The organism is Streptomyces sp. NPDC006193 (assembly GCF_040613915.1).
In the GTDB taxonomy this organism is placed as follows: domain Bacteria; phylum Actinomycetota; class Actinomycetes; order Streptomycetales; family Streptomycetaceae; genus Streptomyces.
Genome location: NZ_JBEXTB010000038.1, coordinates 13,665 through 29,210, shown reverse-complemented (window position 1 = coordinate 29,210; position 15,546 = coordinate 13,665). Strand labels below are relative to the sequence as shown.

Sequence of the window (15,546 nt, the reverse complement as noted above, 5' to 3'; positions counted from 1 at the left end):
CTCACCCGGCGCGGCACGCACGACATCACGACACAGGGGGGCGACGGCGATGACGGCCGAGCTGGTGCGGGGGCAGAACCACCCGCTGTCCCAGGTACTGCTGGAGATCCGGATCTCGGCCGGAGTGCCGGTGCTGACCGGAGCCACGCTCGGCGACGAGCAGGGCGCCGTGCACGGCCCTGAGCGGGTGGCCCGCCCCGGCGCGCCCGCGCCGCCCGGCGTCGAGGTGCCCGGGCGGGCCGCCGCCGAACAGCGCGTGGCCGTCGACCTGGCCGCCCTGCCCGAAGCCGTGCACCGTGTCGGCGTGTTCTGCGCGCTGCCGACCGGGACCGGAGGTCCGCTCCGCTTCGGCGCCGTCCCCGCTCCGCACGCCGCGGTGAGCGGCCCCGGCGGCGCCGAACTCGTCTCCTACACCGTCACCGGTCTGGAGGCCGAGGCGGCCGTGATCGTCCTCGAGCTGTACCGCAGACAGGGAGGGTGGAAGGTCCGCGCGATGGGCCAGGGCTACGCGGACGGTCTGCCCGCGCTGCTCACGGACCAAGGGGTGCGCGACGCCGACGACCTCGCCGCCGCCGTCCAGACGGCGGCGGCCGGCGCCCCGCCCCGTCCGGCGGCGCCGCACGACTCCGGTCCCGAGGCCGCGTCCGCGCGCGACCCCCTGGCCGCCTCCGCCTCCGCCGCCGACCGCCGGCCCGCGCCCGCTCACGAACCGGCCCGCTCGCCCGGCCCGCAGGGTCCCGCCGACGACACGGCACGCAACCCCTACGAGATCGGGGCCCGCGTCCCGGACTCCCGGGATTCCGGCGGAGGCGTCGACTACACCCATCCCCGCCGCGCCCCGCGCACCCCGCCCCCGTCGCAGGACCCGGCCTCCCCGGCCGCCGACGGGCACCCCGCCCGGCCGGTGGCCGGGGACGCCGTGGGCTGGTCCATGGAGGAGCGGCTGTACAACCAGGTGTGGGGCATGTTCGAGGACCTGGCCCGCACCACGGCCGCCTACCGCAGCGCCGTGGACTTCGCCGACTCGCGCCTGGAGAAGGAGCTCGACCGGATCCTCGCCGACCCGCGCGTCCGGCTCGGCACGGCGGGCGACGCCGCACGCGAGGAGGCCCACGCCCGCCGCACCCGGTTGACCGACCAGGCACGCGCGGCCCTGGACCGGGACCTGGCCCAGCTCACCGCCGAGGCCGAGGTGGTGGAGCCCGCGCTCCCGCCCGCCTACGCCCGCTGGGACAACCCCGTCTGGCACGCCTATCGGGTGCCCGCCGAGCCGCCGATGGCCCTGCGGCTCGGCGACCTCCACCTTCTCGAGAGCGCGCCGCTGAGCATCCCGCTGCTGCTCCGGCTGCCGCTGGAGCGCGGGGTGTGGTTCGACAGCGGGCCGACCGCGGCGGACGGCGACCTGCCGCACTCCGCCGAGCTGCGGCACCTGGCCGTGGAGGCGGCGGCCGCCCTCGCGGCGCGCCTGCTCGCCGTGCACCCGCCGGGCGCGTTCGCGGTGCACGTCATCGACGCCGCCGGGGCAGGGGGGCGGGCCCTGCTGCCGCTGACCCGGGCCGGAGTGCTCGCCGGGCCGCCCGCGACCGGGGCCGCGGGCGTCGGACAGGTGCTGGAGAGGCTGACCCGGAGGGTCGACCTGGTGCAGATGGCGGTGCGCGGCGGTGTCGCTGAGTCCCTGCCCCCCGACGTGGACACCGCGCAGCAGCTGCTGATCGTCAACGATTTCCCGCACGGGTTCGACGACCGGGCGGTGACCCGGCTGCGCTACCTCGCCGACGAGGGGCCGGCCGTCGGTGTTCACCTTCTGCTGGTGGCGGACCGCGAGGACGCGGCCGCCTACGGCCCCCTGCTCGATCCGCTGTGGCGTTCGCTGCTGCGCCTGACGCCGCTTCCCGACGACCACCTCGCCGATCCGTGGGTCGGTCATGCCTGGACGTACGAGCCCTCACTCGTCCCGGTCGGCAGCCGGGTCCTGGAAGAGGTCCTCGCGGAGGTGGCAAGAGCGCAGCCCAAGCTCAGGTAAAGCGCCACTGACCAGCTGACTTGGTTATTCTTTTACTGTGCTCTTTACCTTTCCTTGGTGATTCGGGTACTGTCTTCCGTACGGAGGGGAGTACTCCCTGACTGCGGCGCACCCGTCAGTACGGACCTGTTCCGGTCCCGGGACGCCGGCCCATCTCGGGTGGAAGAGACCTCCGGCAGCGACCACGCTGTTCGTGTTTGCCGTGACCGAATGCCGGAGGTTCAGTGGACGTCACCATGACCCTGTGGGTCCTCACCGTCGTGGGACTCGCCGTCCTGATCGCAGTCGACTTCTTCATCGGTCGCAAGCCCCATGACGTGTCCGTCAAGGAAGCGGGCATCTGGACCGTCGTCTGGATCGCCCTCGCCGGACTCTTCGGTGTCGGCCTCCTCGTCTTCGGAGGCGGACAACCGGCCGGCGAGTTCTTCGCGGGCTTCATCACCGAGAAGTCGCTGAGCGTCGACAACCTCTTCGTCTTCGTCCTGATCATGGCGAAGTTCGCCGTGCCCACCCAGTACCAGCAGCGCGTTCTGCTCGTCGGCGTGCTCATAGCCCTGGTCCTGCGGGCGGTCTTCATCGCCGCGGGAGCCGCGATCATCGCCAGCTTCTCCTGGATCTTCTACCTCTTCGGCGCGTTCCTGATCTGGACCGCGTGGAAGCTCGTCCAGGACGCCCGCGCGGACGAGGAGGACGAGGAGTACGAGGAGAACAAGCTGCTGAAGGCCGCCGAGCGCAGGTTCGGCGTGGCCGACCGGTACCACGGCACCAAGCTGTGGATCCAGCAGAACGGCAAGCGCGTCATGACCCCGATGCTGGTCGTGATGCTGGCCATCGGCACCACCGACGTGCTGTTCGCCCTGGACTCCATACCCGCGATCTTCGGCCTGACCCAGGACCCGTACATCGTCTTCACCGCGAACGCCTTCGCCCTGATGGGTCTGCGTCAGCTGTACTTCCTCATCGGCGGGCTGCTGCGAAAGCTGGTCCACCTCTCCTACGGCCTGTCGATCATCCTGGGCTTCATCGGCGTCAAGCTGGTGCTGCACGCCCTGCACGAGTCCGGTGTCCATGTGCCCGAGATCAGCATCCCGGTCTCGCTCGGCGTGATCTGCGCGGTCCTCGCCGTCACCACCGTCACCAGTCTGGTGGCCTCCAGGAAGCAGGCCGCGGCCGAGGCGGCGCACACCGACGGCGAAGGCGCCCGGAAGGGCAGCGTCGACGCCTGACCGGACGCGGCGTTCGTACCAGGCCGTCGCCAGGGCCGCCGCGGGGGCGGCCACGTCCGGTCGCGGGACGGCGCCGGCCCCGCTCCCCGGAAGCAACGGCAGGTGCACCACTCGGCCGCGGTCGCCCACCCGGCACTGCGACCACCGGGCGCACGTCAGCCGGCGACCGGCTCCGCCACGGGCACGGGCACGGGCCGCGTCTCCGGCAGCAGCGCGAAGCACGCCAGGCTGACCAGGGCGACGCCCGTCAGATAGGCCCCCACACCCCAGGGGACGCGCCCGCCCCGCTCGGCGAGCGCCGTGGCCACGATCGGGGTGAGCGCGCCGCCGAGGACGCCGCCGAGGTTGTAGCCCACCGCCGCGCCCGTGCAGCGCACCCGCGGCTCGTAGAGTTCCGGCAGGTAGGCGGCGATCACCGCGAACATGGTGATGAAGGCGACCAGGGCGCCCAGGATCGCGAGGAACATCAGCAGCGGCTCGCCGGTGGCGAGCAGCCCGACCATCGGGAGCATCCACAGCGCGCAGGCCGCACACCCCGTCAGGCACAGGGGACGGCGCCCGAACCGGTCGCCGAGCAGCGCCATGAACGGTGTGAGCGCCCCCTTGACGACCACGGCGGCCATGACACAGGTCAGCATGACCGCACGGCTGACCCCGAGCCGATCCGTCGCATACGCCAGCGACCACGTGGTGACCGCGTAGAACACCGCGTACCCGGCGGCCAGCGCGCCCGCCGTCAGCAGCACCAGCCGCCCGTGACGCCGCACGACCTCGACGACGGGCACGCGCGCGTGGTCGTCGATCTCCAGGAACCGGGGGCTCTCCGCGAGGGACGAGCGCAGCCACAGACCGGCCGCCGCCAGCGCGCCGGCCGCCCAGAACGGCACGCGCCACCCCCACCGCGCGAACTGCGCGTCGGACAGCGCCGCAGACAGGGCGAGCATCACCCCGTTGGCCAGCACGAAGCCGAACGCCGGTCCGACCTGCGGGAAACTCGACCACAGGGCGCGGCGGCCGGCGGGGGCGTGCTCGGCGGTCAGCAGCACCGCCCCGCCCCACTCCCCGCCGAGCCCCAGCCCCTGCAGGAAGCGCAGCACGAGCAACAGCGCCGGTGCGGCCGCGCCGATCGTCCCGTACGACGGCACACAGCCGACCGCGACCGTCGAGGCGCCGGTCAGCAGCAGGGAGAGGACGAGCACCGGCCGCCGTCCGCGCCGGTCCCCGAGGTGCCCGAACACCACCGAGCCCAGCGGCCGGGCCACGAACCCGACGCCGAACGTCCCGAACGCCGCCAGCGTCCCCGCGACCGGTGAGAACGTCGGGAAGAACAGCGGCCCCAGCACCAGAGCCGCCGCCGTCCCGTAGACGAAGAAGTCGTAGAACTCGATCGCGGTGCCGGCCAGGGAGGCGGCGGCGAGCCGCGGCATGGACGGGGCGCTGGCGGGGCGTGCGGGGCGTACATCGTGCATGCCGCGTCAACTACCGGCCCCGGGCGCGGGTTACGGGGGCGCGGCGAAGCGGTCACCGGACCTGGGTGCGCGCCGGGGCGGCCGGCGCGCAGGGCACGCCGTACGCTCCGGCCACCGTGATAGACCGGGTGCGAGCAGCGGTCGTCGACGCACCGCCCCGAACGGACCGGAGGAACCGTGCCCCGCACCCTGGCCAACGCCCCGATCATGATCCTCAACGGGCCCAACCTGAACCTGCTCGGCCGGCGCCAGCCCGAGATCTACGGCAAGGACACCCTGGCCGACGTCGAGGCGCTGTGCACGGAGGCGGCGGCCGCGCACGGCGGCACGGTGGACTTCCGGCAGTCCAACCACGAGGGCGAACTGGTCGACTGGATCCACGAGGCGCGCGAGAACCACTGCGGGATCGTCATCAACCCCGGCGCCTACTCGCACACCTCCATCGCGATCCTGGACGCGCTCAACGCCTGCGACGGCATGCCCGTCCTGGAGGTGCACATCTCCAACGTCCACCGGCGCGAGTCGTTCCGGCACCACTCGTACGTCTCGCTGCGCGCCGACGGCGTGATCGCCGGCTGCGGAGTGCAGGGGTACGTGTTCGGCGTGCAGCGGGTCGCGGCCCTGCTGGGAGCCGTCCGCGCGGACGCGTAGCCGAGCGGGTCACAGCCGGCCCGCCTCCGTGATCCGCCGCAGGAAGCGCCGGGTGCGCTCCTGCCGCGGGTCGCCGAAGACCTGCTCGGCGGTGCCGCGCTCGAGCACGACCCCGCCGTCCAGGAAGCACACCTGGTCGGCGACGTCCCGCGCGAACCCCATCTCGTGCGTCGCCAGCACCATGGTCATGCCCTCGTCCTTCAGACCGCGGACCACCTCCAGCACCTCGCCCACGAGTTCGGGGTCGAGCGCCGCCGTGATCTCGTCCAGGAGCAGCAGCCGGGGCCGCACGGCGAGGGCCCGCACGATCGCCACGCGCTGCTGCTGGCCGCCGCTGAGCCGGTCCGGGTAGGCGTCCGCCTTCCCGGCCAGGCCCAGGCGCCCCAGCAGGCCCCTCGCCCGTTCCTCGGCCTCCTCGCGCGCCACGCCGTGCACCCGGCGTGGCGCGAGGGTGATGTTGTCGAGCACGCTCATGTGCGGGAAGAGGTTGTACGCCTGGAAGACGACGCCGATGCGGCGCCGTACCGCGTCCCGGTCGGCGCGCGGGTCGGTGATCTCCTCGCCGTCCAGCCAGATCGCCCCGTCGTCGATCTCCTCCAGGAGGTTGGCACAGCGCAGCAGCGTGGACTTGCCGGAGCCCGAGGCGCCGATCAACGCGGTCACCGTGTGCGGGGCGACCTCCAGGCCGACGTCCCGCAGGACGACCGACCCGCCGAAGGTCTTGCGGACGGACTCCATCCGCAGGACGGGTGTGCTGTTCTCGGCGGCGCTCACCGGGATCCTCCCCAGGTACTCACGAAGACCCTCCCTGGGCTCGCAGCCGGTCCGTCCGGGCCGTCACCCAGTCCGTGAAGCGGGTCATCGGAATGGTCAGCGCCACGAACACCAGACCCGCGACGATGTACGGCGTGTAGTTCAGACTGCGCCCCACGACGATGTCGGCCGCGCGGACCGCGTCCACCGCGCCGCCGATCGACACCAGACCGGTGTCCTTCTGCAGCGACACGAGGTCGTTGAGCAGCGGCGGCACCTGCCGGCGCACCGCCTGCGGCAGCACGACGTACCGCAGGGCCTGCCGGTGGGTCAGGCCCAGGGAGCGTGCCGCCGCACGCTGCGAGGGGTGGACGGACTCGATGCCGGCGCGGAACACCTCCGCCACGTACGCCGAGTACGTCAGCGTCAGCGCCGTACCGCCGAGCAGCACCGGATCGACGGTCACCCCCTGCAGCCGCAGCGCGGGCACGCCCAGGACGACGATCATCAGGTTGATGATCAGCGGGAGGCCGCGGAAGAAGTCGGTGTACGCCGCGGCCAGCACCCGCAGCGGGAAGAACACCGGACCGCGCAGGGTCCGTGCGACGGCGATCAGCATGCCGAGGACCAGGACGGCGGCGCCGCAGACCAGCAGCAGGCGGACGTTCAGCCACAGTCCTTCGAGGACCTTGGGGAGCGCCTCGCGCGCGTAGTGCGCGCTGAAGAACGTCTCCCGGGTGCGCGGCCAGCCGGGGGCGTCGACGACGATCAGGTAGAGCACCGCTGCCGTGGCGAGCGTCGACACAGCGGCCACCGCCGTGGCCCGGCGGGCACGCGCGCGTCGGTGGCGTTCACGCTCCAGCCGCCGCGCGGAGGGGGTGTAACCGTCGGGCGCGGGAGGGGCGCCGGCGCCCGGGCCGTGCTCGCCGCCCGTCCCCTCCGGGGCCGGCCCGCCCTTGGTGAGCGTCACTTGAGCACCGGGGCGTCGACGGCCTCGGAGAGCCACTGCTTCTCGAGGCCGGCCAGCGTGCCGTTCCTGCGCAGGGCGTCGACGGCGCCGCTCACGCACGGTGTCAGCGCGCTGCCCTTGTCGAGCACGAGCCCGAACTGCTCGGGAGTGCCGCCCTGGTGCTCGAACTGTCCGACGATCTCGGCGTTCGTCACCTCGGCCGCGGTGATGTAGAAGGCGGTCGGCAGGTCGGTGACGACGGCGTCGACCTGCCCGTTCCGCAGCGCGGACTTGGCCTGGTCGTTCTTGGCGTAGACGGCCGCCTCGCGCTCCGGCTTCACCACCTCGGTGATGTAGTCGAGGCTGGTGGTGCCCACCTGGGCGCCCAGCTTGAGTTTCCTCAGGTCCGCGACGCTCGTCGCCTCGGCGGCCTTGCCGCCCTTGAGCGCGATGACGGCCTGACGCACGTCGTAGTAACCGGAGGAGAAGTCCACGGCCTTCCTGCGCTCGGCGCTGATCGACACCTGGTTGATGTCGAAGTCGAAGGTCTTCACGCCCGGTGCGAACGCCTTGTTGAACGGCACGCTCTGCCAGGCGACCGCGCTCCTGTCGTAGCCCAGCTGCTTCGCCACGGCATAGGCGACCGCCGACTCGAAGCCCTTGCCGTTGGCGGGCTCGTCGCCCTTGAACCACGGCTCGTACGCGGGTTCGTCCGTGGCGACGGTCAGCTTTCCGGGCGTCTTGGTGGGGAGCCTGCCCTTGACGCAGCTCTTCGCGTCCGACCGGGACGGGGCGGCCGACGCCTTCTCCTCGGGCTGCGGGGCGCAGCCGACGGCGGCGGCGAGCAGGGCTGTGGCCGCGGCGGCTGCTGCGCGGCGAAGGGTGCGGTGGGCAGGGTGCATGGCGGGAGAGTGGCAGCGGAAACCGCGTCTGTCCAGGTCACAGCGGTAGTTGTCCGCATGCTGGGAACGGGTGTTGCGGCCGTGTGAACAGGACGTACGCGCATCACGCGTGTGTGAACACCGGCGTACGCGGCCCCACACGTGGGCACGCGGACGGGTGCGGGCCCCGCGCCGGCCCGGAGCCCGGGCCGCCGGCCGAGGGCGGGGTTGAAGACCGGCGGCCCCTACCGCGCAGGAGCCGTCGTCCTGTGCGGGGCTGCCACCAGTTGACCGCGCGGTGCCGGTCCGCGGCAGCGCGCACACGGACGCGGCGCGTGCGCAACGTTCACACGGGGCGCACGGAGCGCGCGTGCGCGCGGGGCAGGTGAGCGACGCGTACGCCCGGCGCGCACCCAGGTGGCACCCGCGGGGAGCCGCCCTGTCCGGCACCGGGCGCGCAGCGCAGCGTCCGTCCACCCACGGGGTGCGCACGACCGGCGCCGCTCACCATCCGCGCGCGTGCCACTCCGGCAGATGCGGCCGCTCCGCGCCCAGCGTGGTGTCGTTGCCGTGTCCGGGGTAGACCCACGTCTCGTCCGGCAGCGTGTCGAAGAGCTTGGTCTCCACGTCGTGGATCAGCCGGGCGAACGCCTTCGGATCCTTGTGCGTGTTGCCGACGCCGCCCGGGAAGAGGCAGTCGCCGGTGAAGACGTGCGGGTGGCCGTGCGGGTCGTCGTAGACCAGCGCGATGGAACCGGGGGTGTGTCCGACCAGGTGGCGCGCGGTGAGCTCCACGCGGCCCACCCTGATCACGTCGCCGTCGTCGACGAGGACGTCGGTGGGCACCGGGATGCCGGGGGCGTCCTCCCGGCCGGCGTAGGTGCGCGCGCCCGTGGCGGCGACGACCGCGGCGAGCGCCTGCCAGTGGTCGCCGTGCCGGTGCGTGGTGACGACGGACGCGATGCCGTCGTCACCGATCATGCCGAGGAGCGTCTCCGCCTCGTTCGCGGCGTCGATCAGGAGCTGCTCGTCGGTGGCCCGGCAGCGCAGCAGATAGGCGTTGTTGTCCATCGGGCCGACCGCGATCTTCGTGATCATCAGGTCTTTCAGCTCGTGCACGTCCGCCGGTCCGCCGACCGTGACCTCTCCGGAGTACGTCATGGCGATCAGCCTATAGCGGGGGAGTCCCGCGGACCGGTCGCCGTCTACAGCGGAGGCAGCGTCGGCAGCGCCCCGCCCCGCACCTCCAGCGCCGCACCGTCGCGGCGCCCGGCGAGCCAGCCCACCAGGTCGGCCGGCCGGCCGCTCACCGTGACCTCGGGCCCGTCCGCCTCCCGGCCGGTGCGCCACGCGCGCGTGCCGTCCGTGACGCGGATCGCGGGGACGCCGGGGTGCCCGGAGAACCGCTGCGCGAGGAAGTCGGTCTCCCGCTCCAGGAACTCCGCCGGGACGTCCTCCAGCTCGTACCCGATCCCCAGGTCCACATGGTGCAGCTCGACCTCCGCCCACCGCCGGAACGGGACGCGGGACGCCGAGTCGGTGACCCCGTTGCGCAGCTCCACCGTCCGCGTCCAGTCCGCGGGCGCCTCCCCGGCCGCCTGGAACCGGGCCGCGCTCTCGCGGACGTCGGCGAGCTGCGCCGCCGCCGCACGCGGGGCGCCGCGCTCGATGTCCGCGTCGCGCTGCTCGGCGCTCACGTACATCGGGCGGCCTTCCAGGACGTTCACCAGAGCGTCCGCGTTCCGGGCGAGGTGCGCGAGGACGTGGCCGCGGCTCCAGCCCGGAAGCCGGGACGGCTCGGCGAGCGAGGCGTCGTCCAGCTCGGCCACCGCGGTGAGGAGCCGGTCGGTCGCCTTCCGTACACAGGCCAGGTCATGAGCGTGATCCGTCATGCCGCCGACCCTAGCCCCGCCACCTCTTCGAGTGAAGGTGGTGCACCCGGCCCAGAAATCGAATGCGCGTGCTATATGGTCGAAGGCGGCGTCGGGCATGCCGGAGACGGCGTCGGGCATGCTGGAGGGCCGGGGGTTGTTATGCAACCGGGCAATCCGACCGGCGTTGTCAGTGGCTCCCCCTAGTCTGAAGAAGCACGGGGGCCCCGCCCCTGTCACTTCTCTCAAGAAAGGTGCGGACCGGCGTGGCCGACCGTCTCATCGTCCGTGGCGCGCGCGAGCACAACCTGAAGAACGTCTCGCTCGACCTGCCTCGCGACTCGCTCATCGTCTTCACGGGCCTGTCCGGGTCGGGCAAGTCCTCCCTGGCCTTCGACACGATCTTCGCCGAGGGCCAGCGCCGTTACGTGGAGTCGCTCTCCTCGTACGCACGGCAGTTCCTCGGCCAGATGGACAAGCCCGACGTCGACTTCATCGAGGGCCTCTCGCCGGCGGTCTCCATCGACCAGAAGTCGACCTCCCGCAACCCGCGCTCGACGGTCGGCACCATCACCGAGGTCTACGACTACCTGCGCCTGCTCTTCGCGCGCATCGGCAAGCCGCACTGCCCCGAGTGCGGCCGCCCGATCTCGCGCCAGTCGCCGCAGGCCATCGTGGACCGGGTCCTGGAGCTGCCGGAGGGAAGCCGCTTCCAGGTGCTGTCCCCGCTGGTGCGCGAGCGCAAGGGCGAGTTCGTCGACCTCTTCGCCGACCTGCAGACCAAGGGCTACTCCCGCGCGCGCGTGGACGGCCGGACCGTCCAGCTGTCCGATCCGCCGGCCCTGAAGAAGCAGGAGAAGCACACCATCGAGGTGGTCGTGGACCGCCTCACGGTGAAGGACTCGGCCAAGCGCCGCCTCACCGACTCCGTGGAGACCGCGCTCGGCCTGTCCGGCGGCATGGTCGTGCTCGACTTCGTGGACCTCCCCGAGGACGACCCCGAGCGCGAGCGCATGTTCTCGGAGCACCTGTACTGCCCGTACGACGACCTGTCCTTCGAGGAGCTGGAGCCCCGCTCCTTCTCCTTCAACTCGCCCTTCGGCGCCTGCCCCGAGTGCACCGGCATCGGCACGCGCATGGAGGTCGACCCGGAACTGATCGTCCCGGACCCCGACAAGTCCCTGGACGAGGGCGCCATCCACCCCTGGTCCCACGGGCACACCAAGGACTACTTCGGCCGGCTGGTCGGCGCCCTCGCGGACGCCCTCGGCTTCCGCACGGACATCCCCTTCGCCGGCCTGCCGCAGCGCGCCAAGAAGGCCCTGCTGCACGGCCACAGGACCCAGATCGAGGTGCGGTACCGCAACCGGTACGGCCGCGAGCGCGTCTACACCACGCCCTTCGAGGGCGCGGTGCCCTTCGTGAAGCGCCGGCACAGCGAGGCCGAGAGCGACGCCAGCCGCGAGCGCTTCGAGGGCTACATGCGCGAGGTGCCCTGCCCCTCCTGCGAGGGCACGCGCCTGAAGCCGATCGTCCTCGCGGTCACGATCATGGGGAAGTCGATCGCCGAGGTCTCCGCGATGTCGATCAGCGACTGCGCCGACTTCCTGGGCGAGCTGAAGCTGAGCGCCCGCGACAAGAAGATCGCCGAGCGGGTCCTGAAGGAGGTCAACGAGCGGCTGCGGTTCCTGGTCGACGTCGGCCTGGACTACCTCTCGCTCAACCGCGCCGCCGGCACGCTCTCCGGCGGCGAGGCCCAGCGCATCCGCCTGGCCACGCAGATCGGCTCCGGCCTCGTCGGCGTCCTGTACGTCCTGGACGAGCCGTCCATCGGCCTGCACCAGCGGGACAACCACCGGCTGATCGAGACCCTCGTCCGGCTGCGGGACATGGGCAACACGCTCATCGTCGTCGAGCACGACGAGGACACCATCAAGGTCGCCGACTGGATCGTGGACATCGGCCCGGGCGCCGGCGAGCACGGCGGCAAGGTCGTGCACAGCGGCTCGGTGAAGGAGCTGCTCGACAACACCGAGTCGCAGACCGGCGCGTACCTCTCGGGCCGCAAGTCGATCCCCGTCCCGGACGTGCGCCGCCCGCGCGACCCGTCCCGGCAGCTCACGGTGCACGGGGCCCGGGAGAACAACCTGCGGGACATCGACGTGTCCTTCCCGCTGGGTGTCTTCACGGCCGTCACGGGTGTCTCCGGATCCGGCAAGTCGACGCTGGTCAACGACATCCTCTACACGCACCTGGCCCGCGAGCTGAACGGCGCCCGCACCGTCCCCGGACGGCACACGCGCGTGGCGGGCGACGACCTGGTCGACAAGGTCGTGCACGTCGACCAGTCGCCGATCGGCCGCACCCCGCGGTCCAACCCGGCGACGTACACCGGAGTCTTCGACCACATCCGCAAGCTGTTCGCCGAGACCACCGAGGCGAAGGTCCGCGGCTATCAGCCCGGCCGCTTCTCCTTCAACGTCAAGGGCGGCCGCTGCGAGAACTGCGCGGGCGACGGCACGATCAAGATCGAGATGAACTTCCTCCCGGACGTCTACGTCCCGTGCGAGGTCTGCCACGGCGCCCGGTACAACCGGGAGACCCTGGAGGTCCACTACAAGGGCAAGTCCATCGCCGAGGTGCTGAACATGCCGATCGAGGAGGCCATGCACTTCTTCGAGGCGGTCCCGGCGATCTCCCGCCACCTGAAGACGCTGCACGACGTCGGTCTCGGCTATGTCCGCCTCGGCCAGTCCGCCACCACCCTCTCCGGCGGTGAGGCGCAGCGTGTGAAGCTCGCCAGCGAACTGCAGAAGCGCTCCACCGGACGCACCGTCTACGTCCTGGACGAGCCGACCACCGGTCTGCACTTCGAGGACATCAGCAAGCTGCTCAAGGTCCTCGGCGGGCTGGTCGACAAGGGCAACACGGTCATCGTCATCGAGCACAACCTCGACGTGATCAAGACCGCCGACTGGATCGTGGACATGGGTCCGGAGGGCGGCGCCGGCGGCGGCCTGGTGGTCGCCGAGGGCACGCCGGAACAGGTCGCCGCCGTCCCCGCCAGTCACACCGGCAAGTTCCTGCGCGAGGTCCTGGGCGACCGGGTCAGCGACGCCGAGCCAATGAAGGCGCCGCGGTCCACGACGGCCCGGAGGACGGCCGCGGCCAAGACGCCGGCGAAGAAGGCGGTGACGGCCGAGGCCGACGGCACCGCGACCAGGAAAACCGCGGCCACGAAGAAGGCCACGGCCGCGGAGAAGCGCACGCGGGCCCGCAAGGCCTGAGACGACCGGACCGGAGGAGGCTCACAGCCCCCTCCGGCCCCGGCACCGGCTCCGGACACCGCACCGCCTCCGCCCACTGCCTGTACCGCATCGGGAACGCGGCGCCCCGCGGGAGCTCCCGCGGGGCGCGCTGGTTCCTCGAAGCAGCCCGCTCACAGCGCGGCGTAGCCGCCCAGCTCCGACGCGTACGGCGGCTCGGCCCCCGCCCGGGAGCAGGTGACCGCCGCCGCGCGGGCCGCGAAGCGCAGCAGCCGGGTCCAGCCCTCCGCCCCGAGGGCGGCGAGCGCTTCCCGGGACAGCGCGTCTTGGACTGCCAGCCCGTGCAGCAGGGCGGCGTTCACCGTGTCACCGGCGCCGATGGTGTCCACGACGTCCACCGCCTCGCCCGGTACGGAGTACTCGCCGCCGTCCCGGGTGAACGCGGTCAGACCGTCGCCGCCCCGGGTCACCACCACGGCCGACGGCCCCGCGGCCAGCCACTCCTGCGGGGTGCCGCCGAGCCACGCGGCGTCCTCCACGGACAGCTTCAGCAGCGTCACCGAGGGCAGCCAGCTCTTGAAACGCGCCCGGTAGGCGTCCGCGTCCGGGATCAGCCCTGCCCGGATGTTCGGGTCCAGCGCCGTGAACAGCCCCTGCTCCGCGGCGGCGCGCATCAGCTCCTCGTAGGCGCTGGCCCCCGGTTCCAGCACGAGCGAGCAGGTGCCGAAGGACACCGCGCGCGTGCCGGCGGGGAGAGCGGCGGGGGCGGTGAACAGGCGGTCGGCGGTGCCGTCGACGTAGAAGGAGTAGGCGGCCGAGCCGGCGTCGTCGATCGTGGCCACCGCCAGGGTCGTCGGCTCCTGCCCCCGCTGGACGCCGGACACGTCGACGCCGGACCTGCGCAGCCCGTCGAGCAGGGCCTCGCCGAAGGCGTCGTTCGACGTCCGCGAGCAGAAGGCGGTGGGGGAGCCGAGCCGGCCGAGGGCCACGGCGGTGTTGTACGGGCCTCCGCCGAGCGCCGGCTTCAGCTCGGCGAGGGCCCCGGGGCCCTGCGGTACCAGGTCGATCAGTGCCTCACCGGCGACGACGATCACGGGGTGGTTCCCTTCTCGGACAGCGGGGACGATGCGGTGCGCCCGGCCGTTCCCGCGGGACCGGGCTCCTCGGGGCATCCGCAGGACGTGCGGTGGACGAACGTGCACGGCAGCCGGACCGTCCGGGGCGCGCGTCCCGGCCCGGCCAGCCGGTCCAGGAGCAGCCGGACGGCCTGCGCGCCCAGTTCCCGGCTGGGCTGGGCGACGGCGGTCAGCCGGGGCGAGAACAGGTCGGCCCAGGCGAAGTCGTCGAAGCAGCACAGGGCCATGTCGTCCGGTACGGACCGGCCGTGCCGGCGCAGCGCGCGCAGGGCGCCGATGGTCATCGCGTTGTTGGCGGTGACGAGGGCCGTGGGCGGATCGGGCAGGGAGAGCAGCGCCGCCGTGGCCTCCTCGGCGCCCTCGGAGGCGGAGTTGCCGGACACGAGGAGACGGTCGTCGTGGGAGAGCCCGGCGGCGGTCAGGCCTTCCCGGTACCCGCGCACGCGCTCATGGGTGGTGCTGAGTCCGGGCAGACCCGCGATCAGACCGATCCGGCGGTGTCCCAGCCAGGCGAGGTGGGTGACGAGCCGGGCCGTCGGCGCGGCGCTCCCGGCGCAGACCTGGTCGAACCACGGCGCGCCCGCCGACGTGACGGCGTCCGGGCCGTTGCCCGGCGGACGGTCCTCCGGCACGCCCCCGTCGATCAGCCGGTCCAGGAAGACGGTCGGCACGGCGTGCCGGCGGAGGTAGCCGACGAGATCGTCCGGCCGTGCGGAGGGAGCGACGATCATGCCGTCCACCCGGCGCTCGTGGAGCAACTGCGCGACCTTGCGCTCGTGCCGGGGGTCGTCGTGCGGGTCGGCGATGAGGAGGCTGTAGCCCGCCTCCAGGGCGGCGGTCTCGACGCCCTGGAGGATCTCCGTGAAGTAGGGGTTGCTGACGGCCGAGACCGCGAGGCCGATGGAGCGGGTGCGCGAGGTCACCAGGGAGCGGGCCAGCGTGTTGGGGGTGTAGCCGAGGGCGTCGACGGCGTCGAGCACGGCCTGGCGGGTGGGGGGCAGCACCGGACGCGTGCCGTTGAGCACGTGCGAGACGGTCGCCACGGAGACGCCCGCTCTGCGGGCGACGTCCGCCATGGTGGCCATGGCACTCCCTCCTGTGAGCCGATCGGGCGGGGGCCCGGGTCGGACGTGATACCGGGCCGGACCGCGAGCCGGTCGCACTCCGAGCCGGCGGAACCTTGAGCCGCCCGAGGCCCGTACAGCCGAGCCGTGGGGCACCCGGACACCCGGACACCCGGCCGCGACCGCCCCGTGCGCGGGCCGCCGAGGCCACCAGGACCATAGGGACCCGGTCCGAGCCTTCGGGCGGGACGGTATCC

12 protein-coding genes are annotated in these 15,546 nt (G+C 72.8%); 4 read left to right on the top strand and 8 right to left on the bottom strand.

Annotated elements, in window-relative coordinates; all coding sequences use genetic code 11:
• The first annotated feature begins 49 nt into the window (after positions 1 to 49).
• Both ABZ261_RS26550 and ABZ261_RS26545 read left to right on the top strand, forming a co-directional pair.
• Positions 50 to 2,023, top strand: coding sequence for a TerD family protein (locus ABZ261_RS26550; protein ID WP_356863354.1), 1,974 nt, complete (start codon positions 50 to 52; stop codon positions 2,021 to 2,023).
• 224 nt (positions 2,024 to 2,247) lie between these two features.
• A complete protein-coding gene (locus ABZ261_RS26545) occupies positions 2,248 to 3,249 on the top strand; it encodes a TerC family protein (RefSeq protein WP_356863352.1) in 1,002 nt (333 codons plus the stop codon).
• Between the two features lie 155 nt (positions 3,250 to 3,404).
• Here ABZ261_RS26545 and ABZ261_RS26540 read toward each other — a convergent pair whose 3' ends face one another.
• Positions 3,405 to 4,676 (bottom strand): MFS transporter, encoded by a 1,272-nt coding sequence (locus tag ABZ261_RS26540; protein WP_356863419.1) that lies wholly within the window; start codon positions 4,674 to 4,676, stop codon positions 3,405 to 3,407.
• A gap of 219 nt (positions 4,677 to 4,895) precedes the next feature.
• Between ABZ261_RS26540 and aroQ the strand changes: the two genes are divergently transcribed.
• A complete protein-coding gene (gene aroQ / locus ABZ261_RS26535; RefSeq protein WP_356863350.1) occupies positions 4,896 to 5,369 on the top strand; it encodes a type II 3-dehydroquinate dehydratase in 474 nt (157 codons plus the stop codon).
• Between the two features lie 9 nt (positions 5,370 to 5,378).
• Here aroQ and ABZ261_RS26530 read toward each other — a convergent pair whose 3' ends face one another.
• The 5 genes from ABZ261_RS26530 to ABZ261_RS26510 form a co-directional block, all read right to left on the bottom strand.
• Complete coding sequence (locus ABZ261_RS26530; protein WP_356863417.1) at positions 5,379 to 6,107, bottom strand: amino acid ABC transporter ATP-binding protein; 729 nt, start codon at positions 6,105 to 6,107, stop codon at positions 5,379 to 5,381.
• A 55-nt stretch (positions 6,108 to 6,162) separates the two neighbouring features.
• Complete coding sequence (locus ABZ261_RS26525; protein ID WP_356863415.1) at positions 6,163 to 6,984, bottom strand: amino acid ABC transporter permease; 822 nt, start codon at positions 6,982 to 6,984, stop codon at positions 6,163 to 6,165.
• A gap of 104 nt (positions 6,985 to 7,088) precedes the next feature.
• Entirely contained in the window at positions 7,089 to 7,973 is an 885-nt protein-coding gene (locus tag ABZ261_RS26520) for an ABC transporter substrate-binding protein (RefSeq protein ID WP_356863348.1), read from the bottom strand.
• A gap of 483 nt (positions 7,974 to 8,456) precedes the next feature.
• On the bottom strand, positions 8,457 to 9,113 hold the full coding sequence (locus ABZ261_RS26515) for an MBL fold metallo-hydrolase (protein WP_356863346.1): 657 nt from the start codon (positions 9,111 to 9,113) through the stop codon (positions 8,457 to 8,459).
• Between the two features lie 44 nt (positions 9,114 to 9,157).
• Complete coding sequence (locus tag ABZ261_RS26510; RefSeq protein WP_356863344.1) at positions 9,158 to 9,844, bottom strand: maleylpyruvate isomerase family mycothiol-dependent enzyme; 687 nt, start codon at positions 9,842 to 9,844, stop codon at positions 9,158 to 9,160.
• Between the two features lie 245 nt (positions 9,845 to 10,089).
• Between ABZ261_RS26510 and uvrA the strand changes: the two genes are divergently transcribed.
• Positions 10,090 to 13,110, top strand: coding sequence for an excinuclease ABC subunit UvrA (gene uvrA / locus ABZ261_RS26505; protein ID WP_356863342.1), 3,021 nt, complete (start codon positions 10,090 to 10,092; stop codon positions 13,108 to 13,110).
• A gap of 152 nt (positions 13,111 to 13,262) precedes the next feature.
• Here the strand turns inward: uvrA and ABZ261_RS26500 are convergent, their stop codons facing one another.
• On the bottom strand, positions 13,263 to 14,183 hold the full coding sequence (locus tag ABZ261_RS26500) for a carbohydrate kinase (protein WP_356863340.1): 921 nt from the start codon (positions 14,181 to 14,183) through the stop codon (positions 13,263 to 13,265).
• Positions 14,180 to 15,310: a LacI family DNA-binding transcriptional regulator gene (locus tag ABZ261_RS26495; protein WP_356863338.1), complete on the bottom strand. Its 1,131-nt coding sequence runs from the start codon at positions 15,308 to 15,310 to the stop codon at positions 14,180 to 14,182. Before ABZ261_RS26495 ends, ABZ261_RS26500 begins: the two co-directional genes overlap by 4 nt.
• Positions 15,311 to 15,546 lie beyond the last annotated feature (236 nt).